This is a genomic window from Kitasatospora sp. NPDC032121, assembly GCF_055580145.1.
The window spans coordinates 1,085,622-1,112,311 of record NZ_JBVILX010000002.1 but is presented as its reverse complement, the minus strand read 5'-3'; the positions used below and the strand labels follow the sequence as shown (position 1 = coordinate 1,112,311).

The 26,690-nt window shown below is 71.5% G+C and carries 24 protein-coding genes; 8 read left to right on the top strand and 16 right to left on the bottom strand.

All coding sequences use genetic code 11. The features are described from left to right. Positions 1-326 precede the first annotated feature (326 nt). The 3 genes from ACZ5OX_RS10955 to ssuE all read right to left on the bottom strand — a co-directional run bounded on the left by ACZ5OX_RS10955 (position 327) and on the right by ssuE (position 4,582). Positions 327-2,900 carry an ABC transporter permease gene (locus ACZ5OX_RS10955; protein ID WP_465629632.1) on the bottom strand — a complete coding sequence of 858 codons (2,574 nt, stop codon included), beginning with the start codon at positions 2,898-2,900 and terminating at the stop codon, positions 327-329. 16 nt (positions 2,901-2,916) lie between these two features. Further along, entirely contained in the window at positions 2,917-3,705 is a 789-nt protein-coding gene (locus tag ACZ5OX_RS10950) for an ABC transporter ATP-binding protein (RefSeq protein ID WP_449792934.1), read from the bottom strand. A gap of 322 nt (positions 3,706-4,027) precedes the next feature. Next, a complete protein-coding gene (gene ssuE / locus ACZ5OX_RS10945) occupies positions 4,028-4,582 on the bottom strand; it encodes an NADPH-dependent FMN reductase (RefSeq protein ID WP_402410199.1) in 555 nt (184 codons plus the stop codon). An 823-nt stretch (positions 4,583-5,405) separates the two neighbouring features. On the opposite strand from ssuE, the gene ACZ5OX_RS10940 reads away from it, so the two are divergent. Both ACZ5OX_RS10940 and ACZ5OX_RS10935 read left to right on the top strand, forming a co-directional pair. After that, a complete protein-coding gene (locus ACZ5OX_RS10940) occupies positions 5,406-6,374 on the top strand; it encodes an LCP family protein (protein WP_392884434.1) in 969 nt (322 codons plus the stop codon). Positions 6,375-6,412: 38 nt separating this feature from the next. Further along, a complete protein-coding gene (locus ACZ5OX_RS10935; RefSeq protein ID WP_465629574.1) occupies positions 6,413-6,898 on the top strand; it encodes an LbetaH domain-containing protein in 486 nt (161 codons plus the stop codon). Positions 6,899-6,987: 89 nt separating this feature from the next. Here the strand turns inward: ACZ5OX_RS10935 and ACZ5OX_RS10930 are convergent, their stop codons facing one another. Then, complete coding sequence (locus ACZ5OX_RS10930) at positions 6,988-7,563, bottom strand: hypothetical protein (protein ID WP_465629573.1); 576 nt, start codon at positions 7,561-7,563, stop codon at positions 6,988-6,990. A 283-nt stretch (positions 7,564-7,846) separates the two neighbouring features. Next, on the bottom strand, positions 7,847-8,350 hold the full coding sequence (locus ACZ5OX_RS10925; RefSeq protein ID WP_449792929.1) for a peptidylprolyl isomerase: 504 nt from the start codon (positions 8,348-8,350) through the stop codon (positions 7,847-7,849). A gap of 190 nt (positions 8,351-8,540) precedes the next feature. Between ACZ5OX_RS10925 and ACZ5OX_RS10920 the strand changes: the two genes are divergently transcribed. Continuing rightward, positions 8,541-8,966 carry a MerR family transcriptional regulator gene (locus ACZ5OX_RS10920; protein ID WP_465629631.1) on the top strand — a complete coding sequence of 142 codons (426 nt, stop codon included), beginning with the start codon at positions 8,541-8,543 and terminating at the stop codon, positions 8,964-8,966. A 106-nt stretch (positions 8,967-9,072) separates the two neighbouring features. Here ACZ5OX_RS10920 and ACZ5OX_RS10915 read toward each other — a convergent pair whose 3' ends face one another. From ACZ5OX_RS10915 to ACZ5OX_RS10905, 3 genes are all read right to left on the bottom strand, one after another. Next, entirely contained in the window at positions 9,073-9,561 is a 489-nt protein-coding gene (locus ACZ5OX_RS10915; protein WP_465629572.1) for a GNAT family N-acetyltransferase, read from the bottom strand. Between the two features lie 80 nt (positions 9,562-9,641). Next, a complete protein-coding gene (locus ACZ5OX_RS10910) occupies positions 9,642-10,508 on the bottom strand; it encodes an oxidoreductase (RefSeq protein ID WP_465629571.1) in 867 nt (288 codons plus the stop codon). Between the two features lie 160 nt (positions 10,509-10,668). Then, positions 10,669-11,835: an acyl-CoA dehydrogenase family protein gene (locus ACZ5OX_RS10905; RefSeq protein ID WP_465629570.1), complete on the bottom strand. Its 1,167-nt coding sequence runs from the start codon at positions 11,833-11,835 to the stop codon at positions 10,669-10,671. Between the two features lie 219 nt (positions 11,836-12,054). On the opposite strand from ACZ5OX_RS10905, the gene ACZ5OX_RS10900 reads away from it, so the two are divergent. After that, positions 12,055-13,392 (top strand): UDP-glucose dehydrogenase family protein, encoded by a 1,338-nt coding sequence (locus ACZ5OX_RS10900; protein WP_449809728.1) that lies wholly within the window; start codon positions 12,055-12,057, stop codon positions 13,390-13,392. A 23-nt stretch (positions 13,393-13,415) separates the two neighbouring features. Here ACZ5OX_RS10900 and ACZ5OX_RS10895 read toward each other — a convergent pair whose 3' ends face one another. The 4 genes from ACZ5OX_RS10895 to ACZ5OX_RS10880 all read right to left on the bottom strand — a co-directional run bounded on the left by ACZ5OX_RS10895 (position 13,416) and on the right by ACZ5OX_RS10880 (position 16,908). Further along, complete coding sequence (locus tag ACZ5OX_RS10895; RefSeq protein ID WP_465629569.1) at positions 13,416-13,841, bottom strand: CoA-binding protein; 426 nt, start codon at positions 13,839-13,841, stop codon at positions 13,416-13,418. 164 nt (positions 13,842-14,005) lie between these two features. Beyond that, positions 14,006-15,214, bottom strand: coding sequence for a dipeptidase (locus ACZ5OX_RS10890; RefSeq protein ID WP_392914441.1), 1,209 nt, complete (start codon positions 15,212-15,214; stop codon positions 14,006-14,008). A gap of 33 nt (positions 15,215-15,247) precedes the next feature. Then, positions 15,248-15,772, bottom strand: coding sequence for a 5-(carboxyamino)imidazole ribonucleotide mutase (gene purE / locus ACZ5OX_RS10885; RefSeq protein ID WP_402410232.1), 525 nt, complete (start codon positions 15,770-15,772; stop codon positions 15,248-15,250). Beyond that, positions 15,769-16,908: a 5-(carboxyamino)imidazole ribonucleotide synthase gene (locus ACZ5OX_RS10880; RefSeq protein ID WP_465629568.1), complete on the bottom strand. Its 1,140-nt coding sequence runs from the start codon at positions 16,906-16,908 to the stop codon at positions 15,769-15,771. Before ACZ5OX_RS10880 ends, purE begins: the two co-directional genes overlap by 4 nt. A 325-nt stretch (positions 16,909-17,233) precedes the next feature. Here ACZ5OX_RS10880 and ACZ5OX_RS10875 point away from each other — a divergent pair, with 325 nt between their 5' ends. After that, complete coding sequence (locus ACZ5OX_RS10875; RefSeq protein ID WP_465629567.1) at positions 17,234-17,713, top strand: GtrA family protein; 480 nt, start codon at positions 17,234-17,236, stop codon at positions 17,711-17,713. 69 nt (positions 17,714-17,782) lie between these two features. Here ACZ5OX_RS10875 and ACZ5OX_RS10870 read toward each other — a convergent pair whose 3' ends face one another. Then, positions 17,783-19,027 carry an ATP-binding protein gene (locus tag ACZ5OX_RS10870; RefSeq protein WP_449788287.1) on the bottom strand — a complete coding sequence of 415 codons (1,245 nt, stop codon included), beginning with the start codon at positions 19,025-19,027 and terminating at the stop codon, positions 17,783-17,785. A 70-nt stretch (positions 19,028-19,097) separates the two neighbouring features. Next, positions 19,098-19,772, bottom strand: a complete 675-nt coding sequence (locus tag ACZ5OX_RS10865) for a response regulator transcription factor (protein WP_392867016.1) — start codon at positions 19,770-19,772, stop codon at positions 19,098-19,100. A 329-nt stretch (positions 19,773-20,101) separates the two neighbouring features. On the opposite strand from ACZ5OX_RS10865, the gene ACZ5OX_RS10860 reads away from it, so the two are divergent. Together ACZ5OX_RS10860 and ACZ5OX_RS10855 are read left to right on the top strand one after the other, a co-directional pair. Further along, on the top strand, positions 20,102-21,625 hold the full coding sequence (locus ACZ5OX_RS10860; protein ID WP_465629566.1) for a peptide MFS transporter: 1,524 nt from the start codon (positions 20,102-20,104) through the stop codon (positions 21,623-21,625). A gap of 228 nt (positions 21,626-21,853) precedes the next feature. Then, positions 21,854-23,881, top strand: a complete 2,028-nt coding sequence (locus ACZ5OX_RS10855) for a S9 family peptidase (RefSeq protein ID WP_465629565.1) — start codon at positions 21,854-21,856, stop codon at positions 23,879-23,881. Between the two features lie 286 nt (positions 23,882-24,167). Here ACZ5OX_RS10855 and ACZ5OX_RS10850 read toward each other — a convergent pair whose 3' ends face one another. Beyond that, positions 24,168-24,692, bottom strand: coding sequence for a DUF6879 family protein (locus tag ACZ5OX_RS10850; protein ID WP_465629563.1), 525 nt, complete (start codon positions 24,690-24,692; stop codon positions 24,168-24,170). A gap of 424 nt (positions 24,693-25,116) precedes the next feature. Here ACZ5OX_RS10850 and ACZ5OX_RS10845 point away from each other — a divergent pair, with 424 nt between their 5' ends. Further along, complete coding sequence (locus tag ACZ5OX_RS10845) at positions 25,117-25,788, top strand: pentapeptide repeat-containing protein (protein WP_465629562.1); 672 nt, start codon at positions 25,117-25,119, stop codon at positions 25,786-25,788. On the opposite strand, the gene ACZ5OX_RS10840 is transcribed toward ACZ5OX_RS10845, so the two are convergent. Further along, positions 25,785-26,651: an aKG-HExxH-type peptide beta-hydroxylase gene (locus tag ACZ5OX_RS10840; protein ID WP_465629561.1), complete on the bottom strand. Its 867-nt coding sequence runs from the start codon at positions 26,649-26,651 to the stop codon at positions 25,785-25,787. The genes ACZ5OX_RS10845 and ACZ5OX_RS10840 overlap by 4 nt on opposite strands. Positions 26,652-26,690 lie beyond the last annotated feature (39 nt).

Genomic DNA, 26,690 nt, shown 5'->3' with positions numbered 1-26,690 from the left:
TGGAACGCTCTCCTCACCACTCGGGAGGATGGATGCTGTTGGGGGGAACCTTTTTGGGGGGGGGGGGGAGGGGGGGGGGGGAATGGCGCGGGGGCGGGGTGTTGTCGCGCACCCGCCCCCGGTCCCCCGTGCCCCCGTTTCCCCCGTGGGCTCCCCCGTTTACCCCGTTTCCCCCGTGGGCGTCCCCGTCCCCCGTTCCCCCGTGGGACCGCCCCGTTTCCCCCGTTTCCCCCGTGGGCGTCCTCGTCCCCCGTTCCCCCGCGGGACCGCCCCGTTTCCCCCGTGCTCCGGACCCGGCGCCCGCCGGCGCCGGCGCCGGCGCCGGGTCAGTCCGTCGCGATGGCCGCGAGGACGTTCATCCGTCCGGCCCGGAAGGCCGGGACGAGGGCGGCGAACAGGCCGATCAGCACCGAGGCGACCAGCGTGATCGCCACCGTGGCGGTCGGGACGGAGAGCGTCCCGAGGCCCTGGTCCCGCAGCACCCGCTGGGCGGTGACGCCCCAGGCGAGGCCCAGCCCGGTCCCGAGGACCGCGCCGAACACCGCGATCACCACGGACTCCAGCCGGATCATCCGGCGCAGCTGGCGGCGGGAGAGCCCGATCGCCCGCAGCAGGCCGATCTCGCGGGTCCGCTCGACCACCGACAGCGCCAGGGTGTTGACCACGCCGAGCACCGCGACCGTGATGGACAGCGCGACCAGCCCGTAGATCAGGTACAGCAGGGTGTTGATCTGGGACTGGGCGAGCTCCTTGTAACCGGCCCGGTCCTTGATGGTCAGCTGCGGGTACTCCTTGAGCCCGTCCTCCAGCGCGGCGAGCGTCTTCTCGACGTCGGCGCCGGAGGAGGCCTTGGCGAAGAAGGTCCACACCGGCGGCTGCTCGGCGGCCGGGACGGCCTTCTCCATGGTGTCCATGGCCACGAAGGAGCCGTCGCCGAACAGTTCGCCCTTGCCGAGGACCGCGCCGACCGGCAGCGCCTGGGTGCGGCCCTGGCCGTAGTCGACGGTGACCTGGTCGCCGACCTTCAGTCCGTGGTCCTTGGCGAAGGCGGCGCCGATCGCCAGCGAGCCGCGCTGGAGCGAGTCCACCGCGCCGGAGTCGACGGTCGGCCGGAAGTCGGTGCCGAAGAAGGCGGGCGGCACCGCGGTCAGCTGGGTCTTCGCCTGCTGCCCGTCCGACAGCCGGACCTTCGCGGTGAAGAAGAACCGCTGGATGGTGATGTGGTCGATGCCCTGGGTCCGCTTGACCGCGTCCATCATCTCGGGGGTGACCGCGGTGCGGCCGCCGGAGACGATGTAGTCCGCGCCCACCGACTTGTCGATCTGCGCGCTGGTCGAGGTGACGGCCGAGGAGCTGAACACCGCGGAGGCGATCACCAGCGCCAGGCCGATCATCAGCGCGGCGGCGGTGGCGCCGGTGCGGCGCGGGTTGCGCATCGCGTTGCGCTGGGCGAGCCTGCCGGACGGGCCGAACAGCGCCGGCAGCAGCGCGCCGAGCACCCGGACGACGGCCGAGGCCAGCAGCGGGCCGAGCACCACGAAGCCGACCAGGGTGAGCACCACGCCGAGGCCCAGGTACCGGCCGCCGGTGGCGGCCTTCTCCGCCCCCGCGCCGAGCACCAGCACCGCGCCGCCGCCCGCCGTCAGCAGCAGGCCGAGGACGGTCCGGACCAGGTTGCCCCGGGACTCGGCCGGGGTGCCGTGGTCGCGCAGCGCGGCCATCGGCGAGATCCGGCTCGCCCGGCGGGCCGGGAGCCAGGCCGCGGCCAGGGTGACCACGATGCCCAGCGCGTACCCCGCGACGAACACGTCCGGCCCGATCTGCAGGTCGGCCGCCTCGAGGTCCATGCCGATCGCGGTCATCAGCTTGATCAGGCCGACCGCCACGCCCAGGCCGGCCGCGACCCCGAGGGTCGAGCCGAGCACGCCCAGGATCAGCGCCTCGACCAGCACCGAGCGGTTGACCTGCCGCCGGCTGCCGCCGATGGCGCGCAGCAGGCCGATCTCCCGGGTGCGCTGGGCGACCAGCATCGAGAAGGTGTTGACGATCAGGAAGGCGCCGACGATCGCCGAGACGAAGGCGAAGCCGAGCATCGCGTACTTCATGAAGCCGAGGCCCTTGCCGACCTGCTCGCTGCGGTCGGCCTTCTGCTCGGCCGCCGTCTTCACCTGGTAGCCGGTGCCGAGCCCGGCCAGCGCGTCCGCCTTGAGCCGGTCGTCGCCGCGGCTGCCGTCACCGTACGCCTCGACGGTGGTGAAGGCCTGCTCGCCGAGCAGCGTGCGCTGGGCGGTCGGGGTGTCCAGGAAACCGAGCGCCGCGCCCGGGTTGGTGGTGGTGAAGGTGGCGATGCCGACGATGGTGAAGTCCTGCCGGCCGAGCGGGTTCTCGACCCTGAGGGTGGCGCCGAGGCCGAGCTTGGCCTTCTTCGCGGTGTCCGCGTCCAGCACCAGCTCGGTCGGGCCGCTCGGGGTGCGGCCCGAGGTGATCTTCACCGGGTTGCTCGGGGTGTCGATCCAGTTGCCGAGCAGGGTGGGCGCGCCGGTGGTCGGGCCGACCAGCTTGTTGGTGGCCGGGTTGATCAGGACGGCGTTCTCGACCAGGACCTGGCCGACCGCGCGCTTCACCCCGGGCAGCCCGGCGACCCGCTGTTCCAGCGCGACCGGGACGGTCGGCGGCTTGACGGCGGCCTGCTGCATCTCGTCGTCGGAGGGCTTGGGCGGCTGGACCGAGATGTCGGAGGCGGTCGCGGCGAAGAGCTTGTCGAAGGTGCCGGTGGCCGTGTTGGAGAACACCAGGGTGCCGGAGACGAAGGCCACCGACAGCACGACGGCGATGAGCGAGAGCGCCATCCTGCCCTTGTGGGCGAAGAAGCTCCGCAGTGAGGTCTTGAGCAGCATGATGGTGTCGCCCCGCCGCTCAGCTGGTGCGCTTGCCGTCGAAACGGCGCATGCGCTCGAGGACGGAGTCGGCGGTGGGCGCGTACATCTCGTCCACGATCACGCCGTCGGCGAGGAAGAGCACGCGGTCCGCGTAGCCGGCGGCGACCGGGTCGTGGGTGACCATCACGATGGTCTGGCCCAGCTCGTCCACCGAGCGGCGCAGGAAGGTCAGCACCTCGGCGCCGGAGCGGGAGTCCAGGTTCCCGGTGGGCTCGTCGCCGAAGATGATCTCGGGGCGGGCGGCCAGCGCCCGGGCCACCGCGACGCGCTGCTGCTGGCCGCCGGAGAGCTGGGTCGGGCGGTGCTTGAGCCGGCCGGACAGGCCGACCGTCTCCACCACCTGGTCCAGCCAGGCCCGGTCGGGTCTGCGCCCGGCGATGTCCATCGGGAGCGTGATGTTCTCCAGCGCGTTCAGGGTCGGGAGCAGGTTGAACGCCTGGAAGATGAAGCCGATCTTGTCGCGCCGGAGCCTGGTGAGCTGCTTGTCCTTGAGGCCGGTGATCTCGGTGTCGCCGATCCAGATCCGTCCCGCGCTGACCGTGTCCAGGCCCGCCAGGCAGTGCATCAGGGTGGACTTGCCGGAGCCCGAGGGGCCCATGATCGCGGTGAACCGGCCGCGCTGGATGTCGACGTCGACCGCGTCGAGCGCGGTCACCCTGGTCTCGCCCGAGCCGTACGCCTTGGTGACCTGACGGGCCGACGCGGCGACGGCGGACGCTCCGCCGGGAAGCTGGGGGTCGTACACGGCTGCTGGTGCCGTCGTCACTGGAGTCTCCTCAGAAGATGCGCTCACCCGTTGGCCCCCAGCCTCGCGGGCCCGCCCGCCGCGCGACATGGCGCAGGCGGTAGTCCTCGACCGGGAGTTGGCACCACCCTCCCGGTGGAGCCGGCCACCGGACCCGGCATGGCCGGACCGCTTCCTGACGGGCGGGGATGTGAGAACCACGTTAGGAGTCGGCGCCGGACGGCTCGTCATCCGCCGGAATGACCCCTCCCAACCAAGGTTCTACGGGCCCCGGAGCGCATCCCCCTAGGGGTCGCCGCGGCCCGTCTCGGGGACGCCCCGTACGGGCCGCGGCGACGGGGCGTCAGCCCGCCAGCGCGGGTGCGGCCAGCCGCTCCAGGGCCGCGGCGAAGCCCGCCACGACCGGGGCCAGCAGCGCCTCGGTCTCGCGCTCCACCAGGGTCGTGCCGTCCTCCCGGGCGGTGATGTGGCGGTCGAGCACGAACCAGCCCTGGGTGATGTGGTCGGCGCCCATCGAGCTGAGCACCGGGCGCAGCGCGTAGTCCACCGCGAGGACGTGCGCGGGCGAGCCGCCGGTGGCGAGCGGCAGGACGGCCTTGCCGGCCAGCGCGTACTGCGGGAGCACGTCCAGCAGGGCCTTCAGCAGGCCCGAGTAGGCGGCCTTGTAGACGGGGGTGCCGATGACGACGCCGTCGGCGCGGGCGAACAGCTCGGTGACGGCGACGATGTCGGGGTGGTCGAAGTCGCCCGACAGCAGCGCGTGCGCGGGCAGGCTGCGGGCCTCGAAGGGGACGACCCTGTGGCCGCGCTCCGCCAGCCGCGCGTCGACGTGGCGCAGCAGGCGGGTGGTGCGGGAGGTGGCGGACGGGGAGCCGGAAACGGACAGGACGACGGCCATGGGTTCACCTCTGGCTGGAAGCGGGGCGGCGCGGGCGGCAGGGCGTGGTGCGGTGGGGACCGCGCTGCGGCGGGGCCGGGACCGGGAGAAGCGGTGCCGGGGCGGCACCGGGGCCGCTACGTCGGCGGACGTGCGGGGAACGCGGGCGTACGGGAAACGTGGGCGCGCGGGGAACGCGGGCGCGCGGATCGTACGGGCGGGGCGCGCGTCAGCCGCGACAGAGCGAACAGGCCACACCGCGCCGCAGGTCGACGTGCCGCCGACGCGTGAGTGCCCAACGCTGATCCATGCCAGGAATGCAAACACGCCGTGTTCGAGCTGGTCAAGAAACGTTTCAGCAGCCGGAACGCCGGGTGTCCGGACGTTACGGCGGAACGATCCGGTACGTGCATCAAAACTGCTACAAGAGACCTGGCGGACCCCCCGGGGGGAGTCAGCCCGACCGGGGTCGGGCATCCTCGTCGGCATGAACACGTGGCAGGAGGGCCGCCCGGGGGGCGGCGGGAACCCGTACGGCGGCAACGGCGGACGCGGCACGGGCGAACGGCCGCTGCCGCCCTCGCTGAACCCGCGCGGGCCCGGGGCGGCCGCGCCGCGACAGCCGGGGCAGCCCGGGCCGTCCCGACTCGGCGGGGTCCCGCCGCAGGGGGCCGGAGCCCCCGGTGGCCGTCCGGGCGAGCCCGGAGGCCACGGCGGTCCCGGTGGTCCGGGTCGTCCCGGTCCCGGCGGTCCGGGCGGGGCCGGTCGTCCCGGCGGTCCTGGCGGGCCCGGCGGCAGCCGCCCGTCCGGTGCCCAGGCCCGGCGCTGGCCGCGGCGGCGGATCGTGAAGTGGTCGGTCTTCGGCCTGCTGATCGCCGTCATGGTGACCGCCGTCTCCACCTGGTTCTGGGCGGACTCCAAGCTCAACCACGAGAACGTGCTCGCCGACTACCCCGGCCGCCCGGCCGCGGGCAAGGGCACCAACTGGCTGATCGTCGGCTCCGACAGCCGCCAGGGCCTCACCGACGCCGAGCAGGACGACCTGCACACCGGCCACGACACCGAGGGCAAGCGCAGCGACTCGATGATGATCCTGCACGTCGGGGACAACGGGAACACCCTGATGAGCATCCCGCGCGACTCCTGGGTGCCGATCCCCGAGCACCCCGGCAGCAACGGCAAGCCGGTCAAGGGCACCACCGCGAAGATCAACTCGGCCTTCGGCAACGGCGGCGGCCGACTGCTGGTCCAGACCGTCGAGCAGACCACCGGCCTGCGGATCGACCACTACGCCGAGATCGGCTTCGGCGGCTTCGTCGGCATCGTCGACTCGATCGGCGGCGTCGAGATGCACATCGACCAGGACGTCAAGGACAAGGACTCCGGCCTCGATCTGAAGGCCGGCGACCAGACCCTCAGCGGCAAGCAGGCCCTGGCCTTCGTCCGCCAGCGCCACCAGATGGCCGACCAGGACCTCGGCCGGATGCGCAACCAGCAGAAGTTCCTCGGTGCCCTGGCCCACCAGGCCGCCTCGCCCGGCAACCTGATGAACCCGTTCACCTTCTACCCGCTGGTCGACTCGGCGCTCGGCACCCTGATCGTCGACGAGGACTGCGGGCTGACCGACCTCGGCTCGCTCTTCCTCGCCATGAAGGACGTCAACGGCGGCGACGGCAAGTCGCTGACCGTGCCGATCGGCAACCCGGACTTCCGGACCAAGACCGGCGAGTCCGCCGTGCTGTGGGACACCAACAAGTCCAAGCAGCTCTTCGACGCCTTCAAGAACGACACCGCGGTGCCGGAGTTCAAGTAGTCGGCCACCTGGTGTGACCGAGCCGCCACAATGGGTGGATGTCACTCGTCACCGCACTGATCCGCCACCGTCGCCACCGCCTCCTGGGCCGCCTGGTCCAGGAGGCGCTCGCGCTCTACGGGATGGAGGTGCCCGCCGCCTGCGAGATCGGGCCCGGGCTGCTCGTCTACCACCGCGGCTTCGGCACCGTGCTGCACCCGTACACCACCCTCGGCGCGGGCGTGACGCTCTACAACGGCGTGACCATCGGCCGGGCCGACCCGTGGGTGCCGCAGGAGGAGAGCGCGATGCGGCGGGTGGTGGTCGAGGACGGGGCGGTGCTGTGCGCGGGCGCCAAGGTGGTGTGCAAACAGGGCGTGCTGACCGTCGGCGCGGGCACCGTCGTCGGGGCCAACGCGGTGCTCACCCGCTCGACCGGGCCCGGGGAGATCTGGGCCGGCGCACCGGCCAGGAAGGTGGGGATGCGGGCGGGCGACTGGGGGCCGTCGCCGGTGCCGGCCCAGCCCGCCCCGAGCCCCTCCTGAGCGGGCCGGCGCCTTCCCGGAGGGCGGACGGCCCCCTCCCGGACGGACGGCCCCTCCCAAGCGGACGGCCCCCTCCCGAGCGGACCCGATCAGACGAACGGCAGCAGGCCGGTGCCGCACTCCGGGAAGCGGACCAGCCACTCCCCCTCGCCGCCGGCCGCCTCGGTGGCGCCCGCGAAGCCGTAGTGGATCGGCTGCCCGTCACCGCTCAGCCACCTCGCGTGGGTGAGCTGCACCGACAGCGCGGCCGGGCGGAGCGGGGCGGTCGCCCGGGCGGTCGGGGCCGGCTGCTCCAGCACCAGTTCGTGCTCGGTCTCACCCGGCCGGAAGGTCACCACGGTCTCGGTGCCTGGGCGGCGCGGGAGGGCGCCCGCCGGGTCCGTCCAGTACGCGGCGACCATGACCGCGAGGGTGCCGTCCAGGCTGCCGGTGTCCGGGTGCACGTACTCCTCGTCCGCGACCCAGCGGGAATGGTGGCGGACCTCCTCCGGGCCCCACCGCTCGTCCCAGCGCACCCAGTAGCCCGCCACCCGCTTGACGGTCATGCCCTCGCGGACGACCCGGACGGCGAACCGCGCCGGGCCGACCGGCTCGCAGCCGACCAGGGAGACCACCGTCACCTGTTCGTAGGTCACCTCGCCGTCGTCGGCGCCCTGCTCCATCATCGGTCAACCACCTTGCCGCTGAGTCCAGTTCGGCCGCGGATGGGGCCGCGTCCGATTCGAGCGTAGGGCCCCGGCCAAGGACGGCCACCCGATTGCCCGGTTCCGGCCCGGAGAGCGGCGCTCCGGGCTACCCTGCCCGCCGCACCGCGACCGGCCACGCCGGGAGGCACGAGGCCGGGTGCGCGGGCGGGTGCGCGGCCGGGCACGAAACCGCCCCGGAGCGGGGCGCCGGAACTCTCCGACGTCCCGCTCCGGGGCGGTGCGTGCCAGGTGGCGGCGGTCGTTACTTGACGTCGCCGACCACGCCGGACTTGGCGATGGTGATCTTGGCCGAGGTGCGGCCGCTCTGCGAGCCGAGGCCCTCGATCTTCTTGACCAGGTCCATGCCCTCGACGACCTCGCCGAAGACGACGTGCTTGCCGTCCAGCCAGTCGGTGACGATGGTGGTGATGAAGAACTGCGAGCCGTTGGTGTTGCGGCCGGCGTTGGCCATCGACAGCAGGCCCGGGCGGTCGTGCTTGAGCTGGAAGTTCTCGTCCGCGAACTTCTCGCCGTAGATGCTCTTGCCGCCGGTGCCGTTGTGGTTGGTGAAGTCACCGCCCTGGAGCATGAAGGCCGGGATCACGCGGTGGAAGCCGGAGCCCTCGTAGCCGAAGCCGTTCTGGCCGGTGGCCAGCTCGCGGAAGTTCCGGGCGGTCTTGGGGACGACCTCGTCGAACAGCTTGAAGACGATCCGGCCGGCCGGCTCGTCGTTGATCGTGATGTCGAAGAAAACGTTGGAAGACATGCAGGCGATGATGGCACGATCACCTGCCCGGCGCGCGGCGCCCCCCGACCGGGCGGGGCCGGGCACGGCCGGGCCACCCGGTCGCGCGGCCCGGCTCCCGCGCCCCACCGGCCGCAGCCGCGGAGGCTAACATCGTTGCCGGATCCAGGACTTGGCACGGCACGACGACCGGGACGGCGGGGTGGACGGCATGCGGATCGGCGAACTGGCCCGGCGGACGGGTGTGAGCGAGCGCTCGCTGCGCTACTACGAGCAGCAGGGCCTGCTGGCCGCCCGCCGCACCGAGGGCGGGCACCGGGAGTACCCGGAGGCCGCCGTCGACCGGGTGGTGCACATCCAGGAGCTGTTCGCGGCCGGACTGCACAGCCGGACCATCTACAAGCTCCTCCCCTGCATGCGGGACTCCGACGGCGGCCCGAACGAGATCGCCACCCCGTTGCTGGTCGAGGAGCTCACCGCGCAGCGCGAGCGGATCGACCGGACGATCAACGACCTGCTGCGCTCCCGCGAGGTGCTGGACGAGGTGATCGCGACCGCCGCCGGGCAGCCACCGACCGCCGCCGGGAGGCCACCGACCGCCGCCGGGCAGCCGGCGGCCCCCTCCGAGGCCGCGTAGGGAGCCCTCAGCCCTTCGGCTTGCGGGCCGGCACGTACGCCTGCGGCCGAACCGCGCGGGCACGGCTGCGGGGCGCGCGCCCACGACCTCCACGTGGCGGCGCCGCTCAGCCGAGCGGCGGGAGGTCCCGCTCGGCGACGGCCTGGTCGCCGCTGGTCTCCCCGGTCGGCCGGAAGCCGAGGCGGGCGTAGAACTCCGCCGGGCCGTCCGGACCGGGGTGGTAGGTGACCGTCGCCCGGGTGCCGCCGCGGCGGCGGATCTCCGCGCAGACCTGCTCGACGGCGAAACGGCCGTAGCCGCCGCGCTGCCGCTCGGCGTCGACCAGCAGCCGCCACAGGCCGGAGCGTGGGAGGTCGCCGGGGCGGTCGGGGTAGAAGGTGATGTCGAAGAAGGCCATCACGAAGCCGACCGGTCGCCCGCCGTCCAGGATCAGCCGGGGCCAGGCCGTCTCCCCGTACGCGTACGCCTCCGCCAGCGACTTCACCACCGGCGCCACCAGGCCCTCCTGGCCGGGGCGGACCCGCAGCGCGAGGGCGGCGTCGATGTTCTCCGGGGTGATGGGAGCCAGGCTGAGCGCGGGCGGCGTGATCGGCATGGCGGGCAGCCTAGGGATCACGGCCGCCCGCCGTCGCGCGGTTTTCCGGGCGCCCCGGCGGGCGGGGCTACGGCCCGGGGCTACTGCCCGGCCGGGAAGTCGGTGCCTCGGCCGACCTCCGCCCAGGCCTCGGTCTCCCGCCGCGCCTCGTCGAGGGCGCCGAGGACGCCGTCCACCGCGTCGCCGCCGAGCGCGAGCCGCAGCGGGGTCCGCTCGGCGGCCAGCGCGGTCAGGATCGCCTCGGCGGCCTTCACCGGATCCCCGGCCTGCTTGCCGTCGGAGTCCGGCAGCCCGCTGCGGACCGGGCCGACGATCGGGTCGTACGCCTCGATCGGGGCGGAGTGGGCGAGCGCGTCGCCGCCCGCGAAGCCGGTGCGGAACGCGCCGGGCTCGACGATCAGCACCTTGACCCCGAAGCCGGCCACCTCCTTGGCCAGCGCCTCGGACAGCCCCTCCAGGGCGAACTTGGTGGCCGAGTAGGCGCCCACGCCGGGGAAGCTGAAGCGGCCGCCCATGCTGCTCATCTGCACCACCGCGCCCGAGCCCTGGGCCCGCAGGTGCGGCAGCACGGCCCGGGTGAGGGCGGCCGGGCCGAAGAAGTGCAGCTCCATCAGGTCCCGCAGCTCGCGGTCGGTGGACTCCTCGACGGCGCCGATCAGCCCGCGCCCGGCGTTGTTCACCAGGACGTCGATCCGGCCGTGCCGCCGGACGGTCTCCTCGACGACGACCGGGATCCGCTCCTGGTCGGTGACGTCCAGCCGGACCGGGAACAGCTTGCCGGGGTGCCGGGTGGCCGCCACCTCCAGCGTCTCGGGGCGCCGGACGGCCGCCACGACGGTGTCGCCGGCCGCCAGCGCGACCTTCGCGATCGCCCGGCCGAAGCCGGAGTTGGCGCCGGTGATCAGCCAGACCTTGCCGGCGGGGTCCTGCTCGGGAGTGCTGCCCATGATCGTCGATCACTCGCAATCGTCGCGTGCTGCCCATGAATTGACGATCATTTATGACACCGGCACGGGCGCCGCGTCCAGGACGGTTCGATGCCGGACGACATACGGCCCCCGACCGCGGACGGGCGGTCGGGGGCCGTCGGAGCAGGTCAGGGCACGGTTACGGGAGGTTGCGGGCCATCACGATCCGCTGGACCTGGTTGGTCCCCTCGTAGATCTGCGTGATCTTCGCGTCCCGCATCATCCGCTCCACCGGGTAGTCCCGGGTGTACCCGTACCCGCCCAGCAACTGCACCGCGTCCGTCGCGATCTCCATCGCCGCGTCCGACGCGTAGCACTTCGCCGCCGCACCGAAGAACGTCAGATCCGCGTCCCCCCGCTGCGACTTCGCCGCCGCGACATACGTCATCTGACGCGCCGCCTCCAGCTTCATCGCCATGTCCGCCAGCATGAACTGCACACCCTGGAACTCCGCGATCGCCTTCCCGAACTGCCGGCGCTCCTTCACATACCCCTTCGCGTAGTCCAACGCCCCCTGCGCGATCCCCACCGCCTGCGCCGCGATCGTCACCCGGGTGTGGTCCAGCGTGCGCATCGCCGTCTGGAAACCCGTCCCCTCCGCACCGATCATCCGATCCGCCGGAATCCGCACATTGTCGAAGTACACCTCACGCGTCGGCGACCCCTTGATCCCCAGCTTCTTCTCCGGCGCACCGAACGACACCCCCTCGTCGCCCTTCTCCACCACGAACGCCGAGATCCCCTTCGAGCGCATCGAAGGATCCGTCACCGCCATCACCGTGTAGAACTCGGACACACCCGCGTTGGTGATCCACCGCTTCACACCGTTCAGCACCCAGAAGTCCCCGTCCCGCACCGCCCGGGTCTTCATCCCCGCCGCGTCCGAACCCGCCTCCGGCTCCGACAGGCAGTACGAGAACATCCCCTCACCACGCGCCAGCGCCCCCAGGTACCGCGCCTTCAGCTCCTCCGAACCCGACAGCTGCACCGGCAACGACCCCAGCTTGTTCACCGCCGGGATCAACGAGGACGACGCACACACCCGCGCCACCTCCTCGATCACGATCACCGTCGCCAGCGCGTCCGCCCCCGCACCGCCGTACTCCTCCGGCACGTGCACCGCGTGCAGGTCATTGCCCTGCAACGCGTCCAACGCCTCCTGCGGGAACCGCCCCTGCTCGTCCACCTCCGCCGCGAACGGAGCGATCTTCGCCTCGGCCAGCGAACGCACCGCCTCACGGAGCATCTCGTGCTCCTCGGAGATCCGGAAGAGATCGAAGTCAGCCGCCCCTGCGCTGCCCGCCATGATGCCTGCCTCGTCGTTCAGTGACCAACGCCCGAGCGAGGTCCGATCGACGCCCGGTGCGAGTCGAATCCGCGGTTAACTACCGTTCAGTAGAGATCCTAGGGCGCGGGCCTGCGGCTGCCTAGCGTCCCAGCCGTGCAGGTGATCCGTGTGCGCTCCCCGCGGACGGATAGCATCAGGGCATCTGTACTGGTCGCGTCCGCATCGCAAGGAGAACCCGTGACCCTCCGCATCTCCGTGATCGGCACCGGCTACCTCGGCGCCACGCACGCCGCCGCGATGGCCGAGTTCGGCTTCGAGGTGCTGGGTCTGGACATCGACCCGGACAAGATCGCCATGCTGACCGCGGGCCGCGTCCCGATGTACGAGCCCGGGCTGTCCGAACTGCTGCTCAAGCACGTGGCCGGACACGAGGGTTCGACCGGACGGCTGCGCTTCACCACCTCCGCCCAGGAGGCCGCCGAGTTCGGCGATGTGCACTTCGTCTGTGTCAACACTCCTCAGCGCAAGGGCGAGTTCGCGGCCGACATGTCGTACGTCGACACCGCGATCGACGAGCTCGCGCCGCACCTGACCCGCCCCGCCCTGGTGGTCGGCAAGTCCACCGTCCCGGTCGGCTCGGCGGCCCGGCTGGCCGAGCGGCTGGCCGCGCTGGCACCGGTCGGCGAGGGCGCCGAACTCGCCTGGAACCCGGAGTTCCTGCGCGAGGGCTTCGCCGTGCAGGACACCCTGCGGCCGGACCGGATCGTGGTCGGCGCCCAGAGCGAGCGGGCCGAGCGGCTGCTGCGCGAGGTGTACGCGGAGCCGATCGCGGCCGGGGTGCCGTTCATGGTCACCGACTTCGCGACGGCGGAACTGGTCAAGGCGGCCGCCAACTCCTTCCTGGCCACCAAGATCTCCTTCATCAACGCGATGGCCGAGGTCTGCGAGGCGGCCGGCGCGGACGTCACCCAGCTCAGCAAGGCGCTCGCCTACGACGAGCGGATCGGCGGCAAGTTCCTCAACTCCGGCCTCGGCTTCGGCGGCGGCTGCCTGCCGAAGGACATCCGCGCGTTCATGGCCCGGGCCGGCGAGCTCGGCGCCGACCAGGCGCTGACCTTCCTGCGCGAGGTCGACTCGATCAACATGCGGCGCCGCTCCCGGATGGTGGAGCTGGCCCGCGAGCAGTGCGGCGGTGGCTTCCTGGGCCGCCGGGTCGCCGTCCTCGGCGCCGCCTTCAAGCCCAACTCGGACGACATCCGGGACTCCCCCGCCCTCAACGTGGCCGCCCAGATCCAGCTCCAGGGCGCCCAGGTCACCGTCTACGACCCGAAGGCCGTGGACAACGCCCGCAAGATGTTCCCTTCCCTCACCTACGCCCACTCCGCCCTGGAGGCCGCCGAGGGCGCCCACGTCGTCCTCCACCTCACCGAGTGGTCCGAGTTCCGCGAGCTGGATCCGGCCACCCTCGGCTCCGTGGTCGCCGAGCGCCGCCTGCTCGACGGCCGCAACGTCCTGGACGCCGACGCCTGGCGCGCCGCCGGCTGGACCTACCGCGCCCTGGGCCGCCCGAGCTGAGCGCCCTTCCGCGTTCCCTGGCCCTAGCCGAAGCGACCGGCCCGGCCGAGGCGGGGAATCTCGATGGCGGGGCATTTGTCCATCACCATCGAGAGCCCCGCGGCCCGGGTCCGCTCGTACGCGGCTTCGTCCGTCACACCGAGCTGGAACCAGACGGCCTTGGCGCCGATCGCAGCCGCCTGGTCCGCGACCTCACCAGCGAGGTCGGACCGGACGAACACATCCACCACGTCCACCTCGAAGGGGATGTCCGCCAGGGACGCGTACCCCTTCTCGCCGTGCACCGTCTCGGCCTTCGGGTGCACGGGCACGATCCGCTTGCCGAAGCGCTGGAGCACCTCGGCGACGCCGTAGGCCGCTCGTCGCCGGTTGGACGAGAGGCCCACGACGGCCCAGGTGTCCCCTGCCTCGGTCAGGATCTTCCGAACCGTCTCCGGGTCGCCGTACATGCCCTGCCTCCTCGCAGCCGAGAGCCGAGAACCCACCTCACCCCAGCGCCACCGCGATCCCGGCCATTCCCGACCGGGATCCGCACCGGCGGACCGGGGACGCCGGACCGGCCGTGGTGACGGACCGGCGCCCGGCCGTCGAGATCCCGCGGCTCGGCTGAGGCTCAGCCGTCCAGCCGCGCGATGGTGGCGATGGACGGGCGCCGCTCGGCGCGCAGCCGGGCGGCCACCGACTCGGCGTCGCGCAGGACGCGGACGGCGTTGTGCCAGGTGAGCTTGGCCAGGTCGGCCTCCGACCAGCGGCGGTCGAGGAGTTCGGCGACCAGGTTGGGGTAGCCGGCCACCGAGTCCAGGCCGTCGGGCAGGAAGGCGGTGCCGTCGAAGTCGCCGCCGATGCCGATGTGGTCGATGCCGGCCACCTCGCGCATGTGGTCGAGGTGGTCGGCGACGGTGGCCGGGGTGGCGATCGGGCGCGGGTTGGCGGCCTCGAAGGCGCGCTGGCGCTCCATGGCCGGCGGGGTGGTGTCCAGCGGGTGGAAGCCGTGGGCGCGCATGTTCTCGTCGGCCTCCCGGGTCCACTCGATGGCGGCGGGCAGGATGAACTTCGGCACGAAGGTCGCCATCGCCACGCCGCCGTTGGCGGGCAGCTGGGCGAGCACGTCGTCCGGGATGTTGCGCGGGTGGTCGCAGACCGCGCGCGAGGAGGAGTGCGAGAAGACGACGGGCGCCTCGGTGACCCGCAGGGCGTCGCGCATGGTGTCGGCGGAGACGTGCGAGAGGTCGACCAGCATGCCGAGCCGGTTCATCTCCCGGACGACCTCCTCGCCGAACCGGGTCAGCCCGCCGGCCACCGGCTTGTCGGTCGCGGAGTCCGCCCACGGCACGTTGTCGTTGTGGGTGAGCGTCAGGTACCGCACGCCCAGTTCGTACAGGGCGCGCAGGGTGGCCAGCGAGCAGTCGATGGAGTGGCCGCCCTCGGCGCCCATCAGGGAGGCGATCCGGCCCTCGGCGCGGGCGGCCTCCATGTCGGCGGCGGTACGGGCCAGGCGCAGCCGGTCCGGGTAGCGCTCGACCAGGGCGTGGACGAAGTCGACCTGCTCCAGGGTGGCGCTCACCGCGTGGTCGCCGGCCAGCGAGGAGGGGACGTAGACGGACCAGAACTGCGCGCCGACCCCGCCCTCCGCGAGGCGGGCGAGGTCGGTGTGCAGGCGGTCGCTCTGGTCGGCGGCGAGGTCGAGCGCGCCGAGGTCGTACCCTGCCTGCTCGCGCATCGCCCAGGGGAGGTCGTTGTGGCCGTCCACCACGGGGGCGGTGCGCAGCAGGGCACGGGCGCGGTCGAGCGGGGTGGGGGAGGAGTCCGTCCGAGAAGTCATACGGGCTGTTCTACCCCACCCCCACCAGCGGGATTACTTGCCGAATCCGAAGGAGGAGGAACCGGCCACCTTGGCGCGCAGCTTGGCGCCCTTCTCGGTGGCCTGGTTGTTCAGCTCGGCCTGGAAGTCGGTCATCTTCTCGGTGAGCTCGGGGTCGAAGGCGGCGAGCATCCGCACCGCGAGCAGGCCGGCGTTGCGCGCGCCGGCCACCGAGACGGTCGCCACCGGAACGCCGGCCGGCATCTGGACGATCGACAGCAGGCTGTCCATGCCGTCCAGGTAGCGCAGCGGCACCGGCACGCCGATGACCGGCAGCGGGGTGACGGAGGCGAGCATGCCCGGCAGGTGGGCCGCGCCGCCGGCGCCGGCGATGATCGCCTTCAGTCCGCGCTCGTGGGCCCGCTCGCCGTACGCGACCATCTCGCGGGGCATCCGGTGGGCGGAGACGACGTCCACCTCGTAGGGGACCTCGAACTCGTCGAGCGCCTGGGCGGCGGCCTCCATGACCGGCCAGTCGGAGTCCGAGCCCATCACGATGCCAATGAGCGGAGAGGTCATTCGGTGATCGTTCCTCGCAGGTAGGCGGCCGCGTGGCGGGCGCGCTCGCGGACGTCTTCGAGGTCGTCCCCGAAGACGTTGACGTGGCCGACCTTGCGGCCGGGCTTCACGTCCTTCCCGTACATGTGGATCCGCAGCCCGGGGTCGCGGGCCATGCAGTGCAGGAAGGGGTGGTACATGTCGGGGTAGTCGCCGCCGAGGACGTTGACCATGACGGTCCACCTGGCGCGCGGGCGGGGGTCGCCGAGCGGGAGGTCGAGGACGGCCCGCAGGTGGTTCTCGAACTGCGAGGTGACGGCGCCGTCCTGGGTCCAGTGCCCGGAGTTGTGCGGGCGCATGGCCAGCTCGTTGACCAGGATGCGGCCGTCCCGGGTCTGGAACAGCTCGACGGCGAGGTGGCCGACGATGCCGAGGTCGCCGGCGATCCGCAGGGCGAGCTGCTGGGCCTCGTCGGACAGGGCCGGGTCGAGGTCCGGCGCGGGGGCGGTGACCTCGGCGCAGACGCCGTTCTCCTGGACGCTCTCCACCACCGGGTAGGCGACGGCCTGGCCGCTGGGCGAGCGGACCACGTTGGCGGCCAGCTCGCGGACGAAGTCGACCTTCTCCTCGGCCAGCACCGCGACGCCGGCCAGGAACGGGGCCTGCGCCTGCTCCTCGTCGTCGACGACCCAGACGCCCTTGCCGTCGTAGCCGCCGCGGACGGTCTTCAGGACGACGGGGTAGCCGGAGCCCTCGTTCGCGAAGGCGGTGACGTCGGCCGGGTCGGCGACGATGCGGTGCCGGGGGCAGGGCACGTCGATGGAGTCCAGCTTGGCCCGCATCACGCCCTTGTCCTGGGCGTTGACCAGCGCGTCCGGGCCGGGGCGGACGGCGATGCCGTCGGCCTCCAGGGCCCGTAGGTGCTCGGTGGGGACGTGCTCGTGGTCGAAGGTGATCACGTCGCAGCCGGCGGCGAAGGCGCGCAGGGTGTCGAGGTTGCGGTAGTCACCGAGGACGACGTCGGAGACCACCTGCGCGGCGGAGTCCTGGGGCGTGTCGGCGAGGAGTTTGAACCTGACCCCGAGCGGGATGCCCGCCTGGTGTGCCATGCGGGCCAGCTGCCCGCCACCGATCATGCCCACCACTGGAAAATTCACATTGCCCGGGGAAGTCACGCGGCCCAGGATATCCGGGCCGGTCGGGGGCGGTGGAGCCGCCGGTGGGGCCTCCGGAGCGGACGCGCGTAGATGTCAACCCCCACCCCGGACGGCTGAGCCGTTCGATGGAAGCGGGTAGCCTGAACGGCCAGGTCCTCGTCCGCGCGGTCGGATCATGTGCGTGCACGCAGGGCTCAAGGGGTGTCCCCGGCCCAGTGGGACACCGCTTTTCCCCGCAGGTACATGGAGGCCACCCGGTATGGCGACGACCGCAGCTTCGAACCCCTCGCTCATGCAGAAACTGCGTGGGCTCAGGGGTGAGGTGGTGAAGTTCGCCATAGTCGGCGTGACCGGCGTGATCGTCAACGCCGGGGTCTTCTGGGTCTGCCTCAAGACGACCGGTCCGATCAACTCCTTCTCGGGCTACATCGCCACCAGCGTGGCGATCGGCACCAACTACCTCGGCTACCGCTACTGGCTCTACCGCGACCGGGACGCGGCCTCGCGCAAGCGCGAGATCACCCTCTTCCTGATCTTCAGCGGCATCGGCATGCTGATCGAGAACGGCATCAACGCCTTCTCCGTGCACGTGCTCGGCTACCACTCGCCCACCAGCCAGCTGATCGCCAAGAACGTGATCGGTCTGATCGCCGGCACCACCTTCCGGTTCTTCTCCTACCGGACGTGGGTCTTCAAGGCACTGCCGGAGACCGAGCAGGAGGTCACCGCCGACGGCCGGGAGCTGGCCGCCCAGGCCGAGCTGATGCTGGCCGCCGAGCGGATCCGCTACGCCCAGGCCGAGTAGCCGGCCCAGTAGCCGCCCCTCCCCTCCCCGCCGGCCCTCGTCGTCAGTCCTCGTCGTCAGTCCTCGTCGTCAGTCCTCGTGGCTGCGCCCGAGGAAGAGCGCGAACACCGGCGGCTTCAGCGAGAGCAGTTCGAGCCGCCCGCCGTCCGCCTCCGCGAGGTCGCGGGCGACGGCCAGCCCGATGCCGGTGGAGTTGCGCCCGCTGACCGCGCGCTCGAACACCCGGTTGCCGAGGTCCGGCGGCACTCCCGCGCCCTGGTCCTGGACCTCGACCACCACCGAGGTGCCGGACGGCCGTACCCGCAGGGTGATCGTCCCGGCGCCGTGCATCAGCGAGTTCTCGATCAGGGTGGCCAGCACCTGGGCCACCGTCCCCGGGGTGCCGACCGCGGTGACCCCGTGCAGCCCCTCCAGGGAGAGCACCCGGCTCTGTTCCCGCAGCGTGGGGCCCCACTCCTCCACCTGCTGCTTGATCACCTCGTCGAGGTCGAAGGCGACGGCGGTGGGGCTGCGCGGGTCGCGCTGGGTGGTGAGCAGCCGCTGGACCACGTCGGTGAGCCGCTCGACCTGCTGGAGGGCGATGGTCGCCTCCTCCTTGACCGTCTCCGGCTCCTCGGCGAGGGCGGTGATCTCCTCCAGCCGCATGGAGAGCGCGGTGAGCGGGGTGCGCAGCTGGTGCGAGGCGTCGGCGGCGAGCCGGCGCTCGGCGGTGAGCATCCGGGCGATCCGCTCGGCGCTGGTGTCCAGCACCTCGGCGACCCGGTCGAGTTCGGGAACCCCGTAGCGGCGGTCGCGCGGGCGCGGGTCGCCGGAGCCGAGCCGCTCGGCGGTCTCGGCGAGGTCGGTGAGCGGCCGGGCGAGCCGCTTGGCCTGCCAGACGGCGAGCGCCACCGCGGCCTGGACGGCCAGCAGGGCGACCACGCCGAGCAGCAGCAGGTTGTTGGCGATCTCGTGGTCGACGTCCTCGCGGGACTGCTCGACGGTGACGGTCTCGCCGCTGTTGCCGCGCTCGACGGCCTTCAGCAGGTGGTTCCCGGCCGGGCGCTCGCCCGCGGAGACCACCGGCTGACCGGGCACCTGCACCTCGACGTAGCTGCCCTCGGTGACCTGGCTCTCGAAGGCCCGCCCGGTGACCGGCTCCCCCGCGGCGAGCCGGCTCTCGACCAGGGCGAGCACCCGGACGGCGGCCGCGTCCACCCGGTCCTGGGCCGAGTTGACGATGGTCCGCTTCTCGACCAGGGCGATCGGCACGCAGAACACCACGACCACCACCAGGACGACGCCCAGCAGCGAGTTGATCATCCGGCGTTTCACGCTGCCGCTCCCCGAGGTGTTCCGCTGCCGCGGGCCGAGGGCCCGCCTGGGGGCCCGATGTCGTCAGGCGCTAATTCTTCTCGAACCGGAACCCGACTCCGCGCACGGTGGCGATGTAGCGCGGGTTGGCCGCGTCGTCGCCGAGCTTCTTGCGGAGCCAGGAGATGTGCATGTCCAGGGTCTTGGTGGAGGTCCACCAGGTGGTGTCCCAGACCTGCCGCATGATCTCCTCGCGGGTGACCACCCGGCCGGCGTCCCGGACCAGGACCCGCAGGAGCTCGAACTCCTTGGCAGAGAGGGTGAGTTCCTCGTCGCCGAGCCAGGCTCGGTGGGACTCGATGTCGATCTTCACCCCGTGCGCGCCGGTGGTGAGCTGGTCGACGTTGCCGCGGCGGAGCAGGGCCCGGACGCGGGCGAGCAGTTCGGCCAGGCGGAAGGGCTTGGTGACGTAGTCGTCGGCGCCGGCGTCCAGGCCGACCACGGTGTCCACCTCGTCGGCGCGGGCGGTGAGCACCAGGACGGGGCAGCTCTTGCCGTCGGCGCGCAGGCGACGGCAGACCTCCAGGCCGTCCATCTCGGGCAGGCCGAGGTCCAGGACGACGAGGTCGACCTCCTCGGTGAGGCCGGCGGACAGTGCGGTCGGACCGTCCTCGCGGACGAGCACCTCATAGCCCTCGCGTCGCAGGGCCCGGGCGAGCGGTTCGGAGATCGCCGGATCGTCCTCGGCGAGCAGCACACAGGTCATGTGGTGATGGTAGTCCGCCCGGGTAAGGCCGTACGCCCTGTGAGGTAGTTCACAGAGCGTGATCGTTATACAAGTCCTTGATCACGCCCAACACGCCAGGGCGGACCGGCCGTTCAGCGAAGAATCCTCGCCTGCATCTTGAATCCGAAGGAAGACACGCCCATCTACCATCGATAGATCGGGAAGATCTGTTGCCAACATGGCCATTCCCACATCTGATTCAAGGCTTTTGTCATCTGATAAAGCCAAATGTCGCCACGTAGAGTGGTTTCGTCCACGTCCGCCGCCACCCCCCTAGGCGGACGCTGTCAGGCAAGGAACAACTACTCATGGCGTCGAAGACCCTGGACGCCGACAAGACGTCGGCATCTCCCAGCGGCAAGACCTTCCTCGGTCACCCCCGAGGTCTCGCCACCCTGTTCATGACCGAGATGTGGGAGCGCTTCTCCTACTACGGCATGCGCGCCCTGCTGATCTACTACCTGGTCTCCGGTGGCGCCGACGCCGCCGTGGGCAGCCAGGGCGGCGGCCTCGCCATGACGGCGACGACGGCGACGGCGATCTACTCCGTCTACGTCTCGATGGTCTACCTCATGGCCTACCCCGGCGGCTGGTTCGGTGACCGGGTCTGGGGCGCCCGCAAGACGGTCGCCATCGCCGGGTTCGTGATCATGTCCGGCCACATCGCGCTGGCGATCCCCGGCCAGGCCGCGTTCTTCCTCGGCCTGCTCATGGTCGCGCTCGGCTCCGGGCTGCTGAAGGCCAACATCTCCACGATGGTCGGCCAGCTCTACAACGGCCCCGAGGACCCGCGCCGCGACGGTGGCTTCACGGTCTTCTACATGAGCATCAACCTCGGTGCCTTCGTCGCCCCGTTCGTCATCGGGACGATCGGCAAGGAGTACAACTGGCACCTGGGCTTCGGGCTGGCCGCCGTCGGCATGGCCGTCGGCCTGGTGCAGTTCCTGCTGGGCAGCCGCCACCTGAGCCCCACGAGCAGCAAGGTCCCCAACCCGCTGCAGCCCGCGGAGCGCAACAGCCTGCTGGTGAAGGCCGGCCTCACGGTCGTCGGTGCGGCCGTGTTCTACGCCGCCATCATCGCGATGGGCGTCTACACGCTGAACTGGGCCCTCGTCCCGCTGACCCTGGCCGGTCTGCTCATCCCGATCACCGTGCTGATCCGGATCAAGCGCGACAAGAGCCTGAGCGCCGGCGAGCAGTCCAAGATGTCCGCCTACATCTGGTTCTTCGCCGCGGCCGCCATCTTCTGGATGATCTACGACCAGGGCGGTTCGACCCTCTCCCTGTTCGCGGACAAGAAGACCGCGGACAACCTGTTCGGCTTCGGCTTCTCGGCCACCTGGTACCAGTCGCTGAACCCGCTGTTCGTGATGGCGCTCGCGCCGGTGTTCGCCTGGCTGTGGCTGTGGCTCTCCCGCCGCGACAAGGAGCCGAACACGATCGTGAAGTTCTCGATCGGCCTGCTCCTGGTCGGCGCCTCGTTCTTCATCTTCATCGTCCCGATGACCATGGCGGACAACGGCACCATGGTCTCGCCGCTGTGGCTGGTCTCGATCTACCTGATCCAGACCATCGGCGAGCTGTGCCTCTCCCCGGTCGGCCTCTCGGTCACCACCAAGATGGCGCCGCAGAAGTACGCCTCCCAGATGATGGGCGTCTGGTTCCTCGCCGTCACCGCCGGTGACTGCACCACCAGCCTGCTCTCGCTGGCCGGCATCAGCCTCGACGGCACGGGCATCATCGCGATGCAGGCGTCGCTCGCGGTCCTCGCCGGACTCGCCATCTTCGGGTACCGCAAGCGGGTCCAGGCCCTCATGGGCGACGTGCACTGACCGACCCGCCTCCGGCTCACGACTCCGGGGCCGCCGTGGATTCCTGAGATCCGCGGCGGCCCCGGTCGTCATTTCCGGCCCGGCCGCCCGGGCGTCGGGTGCTCGGGCATCGGGTCCTCGGGCGTCGGGTGCTCGGGCGTCGGGTGCTCGGACGTCGGACGCTCGGGTCGGGTGCTCGGACATCGGACGCTCGACAGGGCCCCGGCGGCCGTGCCTATGGTGCCCGGCATGACGACCCCCTCCTTACCCCGTCAGCTGGCCCGCACCCGGCGGTTCACCCTCGGCGTCCCCGTCCAGCCGGAGCCCTCGCCGGACGGCACCACCGTGCTCTTCCTGCGCGGCCGGACCGGCACCGACCCACTCGCCTGCCTCTGGGCCCTGGACACCGCCACCGGCGCGGAACGGCTGGTCGCCGACCCGGCCGCCCTCGGCGCCGACGAGGGCATCGCCGCGTACAGCACCGACGCCGCCGGGACGCTCGCCGCCTTCGCCCTGGCCGGCGCCCTGTGGCTGGCCGACACCGCCGACGGCACCGTCCGCGCCGTCCCCGTCCCCGGCCCGCCGCGGGACCCCAGGCTCGACCCGACCGGCCGCCGGATCGCCTACGTCCTCGGCGGCGCCCTGCGGGTCGTCGGCGCCGACGGCACGGACGACCGCCCGCTCGCCGAACCCGAGGCCGAGGACGTCGCCTACGGGCTCGCCGAGTACGTCGCCGCCGCGGAGATGTACCGCGACCGCGGCCACTGGTGGTCCCCCGACGGCACCGCGCTGCTGGCCACCCGGGTCGACGACCGCCCGCTCACCCGCCTCTTCCTCGCCGACCCCTCCGACCCGCACCACCCACCGCTCGCCGTCCGCTACCCGCTGGCCGGCACCGCCAACGCCGAGGTCTCGCTGCGACTGCTCGGCCTCGACGACACGGACACCGAGGTCCGCTGGGACCGCACCGCCTTCGAGTACCTCACCGCCGCCGGCTGGGACGCCCACGGCCCGTACGCCGCCGTGCAGAGCCGCGACCAGCGCACCGTCCGCACCCTGGCGATCGGACCGGACGGCGCCACCCGGGTGCTGGACGAACGGCGGGACGCGCACTGGATCGAACTGCTCCCCGGCCTGCCGTCCCGCACCGCGGGCGGCGCCCTGGTGGACACCGCCGACCTGGGCGACACCCGGCACCTGACCGTCGACGGCGAGCCGGTCACCCCGCCCGGGCTCCAGTTGCGCGCCGTGCTCGGCACCGACGGCGAGCAGGTGCTGTTCACCGCCTCCGACGAGCCCACCGAGACCCACCTGTGGACGTACGGTCCCGACACCGGCCCCCGACGGCTGAGCAGCGGCCCCGGCCTGCACACCGGGGTGCGGCGCGGCGGCACGCTGGTGCTCACCACCCGCTCCCCGGGCCACCCCGGCGGCCGCTCCACCGTCCTGCGCGAGGGCCGCCCGGCGCTCCCGCTCGCCTCCCGCGCCGAGCCGCCGGTCCGCACCGCGGCACCCGAACTGCTCCGGCTCGGCCCGCGCGAACTGCGCGCCGCGCTCTTCCTGCCCGCCGGCCACTGCCCCGGCGACGGCCCGCTGCCCGTCCTGCTCGACCCGTACGGCGGGCCCGCCCTGCAGAAGGTCACCACCGGCGGACTCTGGTGGGACCAGGTCTCGCAGTGGTTCGCCGACCAGCGCTTCGCGGTGCTGGTCGTGGACGGCCGCGGCACCCCCGGACGCGGGCCGCGCTGGGAGAAGGCCGTCTACGGGGACAAGGCCACGCTCCCGCTGGCGGACCAGGTCCACGGCCTGCGGGCGGCCGACCGGCTGCGGCCCGGGCTGCTCGACCTCGACCGGGTCGGCATCCGCGGCTGGTCCTACGGCGGCTACCTCGCCGCCCTCGCCGTACTGCGCCGCCCGGACGTCTTCCACGCCGCCAGCGCCGGGGCCGCCCCCACCGACTGGCGGTTCTACGACACCCACTGGCAGGAGCGCTTCCTCGGCCACCCCGACGAGCACCCCGAGCACTACGACAGCGGCTCGCTGATCGCCGAGGCGCCGAAGCTCAGCCGCCCGCTGCTGCTGATCCAGGGGCTCGCCGACGACAACGTCCACCCGGCCCACACCCTACGGCTGTCCGCCGCCCTGCTCGCCGCCGGCCGCCCGCACGAGGTCCTCCCGCTGCGCGCCACCGGCCACCGGCCGACGGACGAGGCGGTGGTGGAGAACCTGCTGCACCACGAACTGCACTTCCTGCGGCGGTCGTTGGGCGTGGAATGATCCGGTCGCCGCGCAGAAGCGCCTGAACGCGCAGGAAGTCGGCCCAGCCGACTTCCTGCGCCAGGCAACCGGGCCGACCTGTCCGTGGCCAGGGCCTTCAGCAACGGGCACCTCGCGAACGGTCACGCACGACTCGCCGTCGTCGTCCACTCATCGGGATCGGACCCCGAGTAGGCCGGTGAGCGGAAGGTGCGACGGAAAGCCTCGGGACCGTGCCGCTGGTCGAGCCAGCTCGAAAGACCGAACAAATCGCCGCTGATCATCGCCGCGATGATGAGCCCGGGGTCTATTGCCACCCGTGTTCTTTCACGTAGTCCATGAACGGCACGGACTCGGCCACGGCGATCCGCCGCCATTCCCGGTACTTCTCGACCTCACCCTCGACAAGCACGCGGTTGATCTGCGTCCCGTTGGGCTCGTAGTTCATCAGGACCACAGTTGAGTCATCGAAGGCCCAGAAGTCCTGGTCCGGAAGGCCTGGGTTCGACCTGTCGGTCAGGTCGAGAATGCGGATGTCCTCGCCGGCCTTGGCATGCGGCGCGTAGTACATGAACTCGTACCGCAGATAGTCGCTCAGCGGCCGGGTAACGATGTGCACGCGCTGAACCGTGCGACCGGCTGCGGCATGCGCCCTGAGCCTGTCAGCCCAGCCGGACGTGTAGGTATCGGGGTCGATCCGATACCCGTTCAGGAATTCCTCGATCTCTTCGGCCTCTCCCGCGACCTTGTACGCGGGCAGGGTCTCAAGCCGGAACGCCGACCGCGAGAAGCCGTGTAGAACCCTCTGCCAGTCCTCACCATCCAAGAGCACGGATGGCCTCCTTTACGGCGTGCTCGGGCAGTTCCACGGCGCCTTCGTGTGGCGGTACCGCCAGCTCTGCGTACGGGTCCCCCTGGAAGACGAGAGTGCCCCGGTCCGTGAGGTAGACGTTCGGGCAGTCTCCGTCCTTGCAGTCGCCGGCGCCGGCGCCAGTGAGCCGCTGGTGAGCCATGGCCAACCCCCTTCAGCTCGGCCTTGGTTGGACCGCCTGGGCGAAACCGTAGGGAAGGGGAACGTGGCCTGTCCACACGGTTCGGGCACTATTCCCGTCCTGGACTAATGATCACGGCCTCGCAGAGCAACTCGGCCCACACGGGAATCAACCCTCCCGTAGTTTCAACTGCCTTTTTTGATGGGACAGTTGAGTGCTAGCGTTCTCCTCCTTCGCTCCGACGAATGCGATGAGGTGCACTTCATGAATCAGGCAATTCCTCGTCTGAAGAATCCCCTGGCCCCCCGGTTTCAGGCGGCGTTGCGACCTGCAGAGTTGCCCGACCACGACTTTGAGGACGACGCCACGATCAAAGGCAGGCGATACAGCGGACTGAGCCTTTCCGGTCGCGCAGGCGAAGCGGTCGAAGTCGAGCAATGCGCCTTTGAGAACGTCCGATTCACCGGGATGCACCTGGTCCGGTCGGTGCTTGCTCACATCACCTTCGAGACCTGTGACTTCGCCACGGTGCGAACGCAGGACGTATCCATCCTTCGCAGCACGGTGATCGGCTGCCGGCTCACCGGGTCGTCCTGGAGCAACGGCAACTTCCGCGATGTGCTTGTCGAGGGAACCCGGACGGACAGCACGCTGTTCCGCTACGCGAAGTTCAAGACGGTGGTCTTCAGGGACTGCAATCTCTCCCGTGCCGACTTCCAGTTCGCCGAACTCCGCGACATCCGGTTTGAGAAGTGCGACCTCACCGGAGCACAGTTCGCCAACGTCGCCATTCAGTCCGGTGTCAGCTTCGACAACTGCACGCTGGTCGACGTCGGAGGCGCCGCACACCTCAAGGGCGCCACTGTGCGAGGCCCAGGATCCATGGAGCTGGCCCTGAGTCTCGCCAGGGAGGCCGGCATCCTGTTCGAGCCCTAAGCGGCGACAGGCAGCTCGTAGTGCGCGAACTCCTGGCCCGAGATCGACCGGATGACGAGGTCGAAGTCGATCGTCTCGGCGAAGGCCGCGAGCTCGCGCACCATCCCCTGGCCGTACGGCGTGAACAGGTCCAGTTTGCCGAGCAGGCCGTCCGTGCACTCGCGGATCGAGTGACGGAACTTGTCCACCAACTCGGTCTCACCCCTCAGGTGCTGCATGAGCATGAGGGGCGGCGCCACCACCGCGCTGTGGAACGCCTTGTCGAGCGGGCGCATCTGCCCGAACTTCACCGCGGACACGACCCGGTGCTCGTCGGCCCCCAGTTCCTTGGCCGGCCTCGTGTAGAGGCGGTACACCATGTCCGCCAGGAAGACGTTCAGGTGTACGGTTTCGTGTACCAGGGACTCGGCGTAGTCGTGGGGCCGCCACTCGTCCCCGGGGCTCATGCTGACCAGGCCCGGAAGCGTCGAACCGGTGCCGCCGCCCTTGTTGGTCGAGCTGAACATCACGACGTCGGTGACCACCAGATCCACGAGCGCCCCGAGGTCAGGGACGAGGCCCCTGGTGTGCAGGAGCGCTGAGGAGAGATCGCGCTTCCACCGCTCCCTCAGGTCGGCCGAAGTGCTCTCCAAGCCCTCGAAGATGTTCTCGAAGGTCCTGTTCTCAATCAGGTAGCTGCCCCACTCGCTGTCCTCGAAGGACAGCGTGATGCCCTCGCCCTCGACCGGCAGAGGGCGGAGGGCGGAGACAACGCTCCGGTATGCAGCCGGGAGGGCCGCTGCGGTCGGCGGGGGCTGCTCGTTGACCGCGCTCACGAGTCGGCCGATCGTCTCACGGGCGTGGTGGATGTTGAGGAATCGCATGGACGTACACTCCTTTGCTGGAATGCTTGGGAACCACGC

Coding starts and splice junctions, on each gene's coding strand:
- ACZ5OX_RS10895 (WP_465629569.1), bottom strand. CDS start 13,841: ATGTACGGCGACCCGGAGACGGTTCGGAAGATCCTGACCGAGGCAGGG.
- purE (WP_402410232.1), bottom strand. CDS start 15,772: ATGACCTCTCCGCTCATTGGCATCGTGATGGGCTCGGACTCCGACTGG.
- ACZ5OX_RS10905 (WP_465629570.1), bottom strand. CDS start 11,835: ATGGCGGGCAGCGCAGGGGCGGCTGACTTCGATCTCTTCCGGATCTCC.
- ACZ5OX_RS10855 (WP_465629565.1), top strand. CDS start 21,854: ATGACGACCCCCTCCTTACCCCGTCAGCTGGCCCGCACCCGGCGGTTC.
- ACZ5OX_RS10890 (WP_392914441.1), bottom strand. CDS start 15,214: ATGACTTCTCGGACGGACTCCTCCCCCACCCCGCTCGACCGCGCCCGT.
- ACZ5OX_RS10860 (WP_465629566.1), top strand. CDS start 20,102: ATGGCGTCGAAGACCCTGGACGCCGACAAGACGTCGGCATCTCCCAGC.
- ACZ5OX_RS10930 (WP_465629573.1), bottom strand. CDS start 7,563: ATGATGGAGCAGGGCGCCGACGACGGCGAGGTGACCTACGAACAGGTG.
- ACZ5OX_RS10910 (WP_465629571.1), bottom strand. CDS start 10,508: ATGGGCAGCACTCCCGAGCAGGACCCCGCCGGCAAGGTCTGGCTGATC.
- ACZ5OX_RS10840 (WP_465629561.1), bottom strand. CDS start 26,651: ATGCGATTCCTCAACATCCACCACGCCCGTGAGACGATCGGCCGACTC.
- ACZ5OX_RS10920 (WP_465629631.1), top strand. CDS start 8,541: ATGCGGATCGGCGAACTGGCCCGGCGGACGGGTGTGAGCGAGCGCTCG.
- ssuE (WP_402410199.1), bottom strand. CDS start 4,582: ATGGCCGTCGTCCTGTCCGTTTCCGGCTCCCCGTCCGCCACCTCCCGC.
- ACZ5OX_RS10845 (WP_465629562.1), top strand. CDS start 25,117: ATGAATCAGGCAATTCCTCGTCTGAAGAATCCCCTGGCCCCCCGGTTT.
- ACZ5OX_RS10915 (WP_465629572.1), bottom strand. CDS start 9,561: ATGCCGATCACGCCGCCCGCGCTCAGCCTGGCTCCCATCACCCCGGAG.
- ACZ5OX_RS10865 (WP_392867016.1), bottom strand. CDS start 19,772: ATGACCTGTGTGCTGCTCGCCGAGGACGATCCGGCGATCTCCGAACCG.
- ACZ5OX_RS10935 (WP_465629574.1), top strand. CDS start 6,413: ATGTCACTCGTCACCGCACTGATCCGCCACCGTCGCCACCGCCTCCTG.
- ACZ5OX_RS10925 (WP_449792929.1), bottom strand. CDS start 8,350: ATGTCTTCCAACGTTTTCTTCGACATCACGATCAACGACGAGCCGGCC.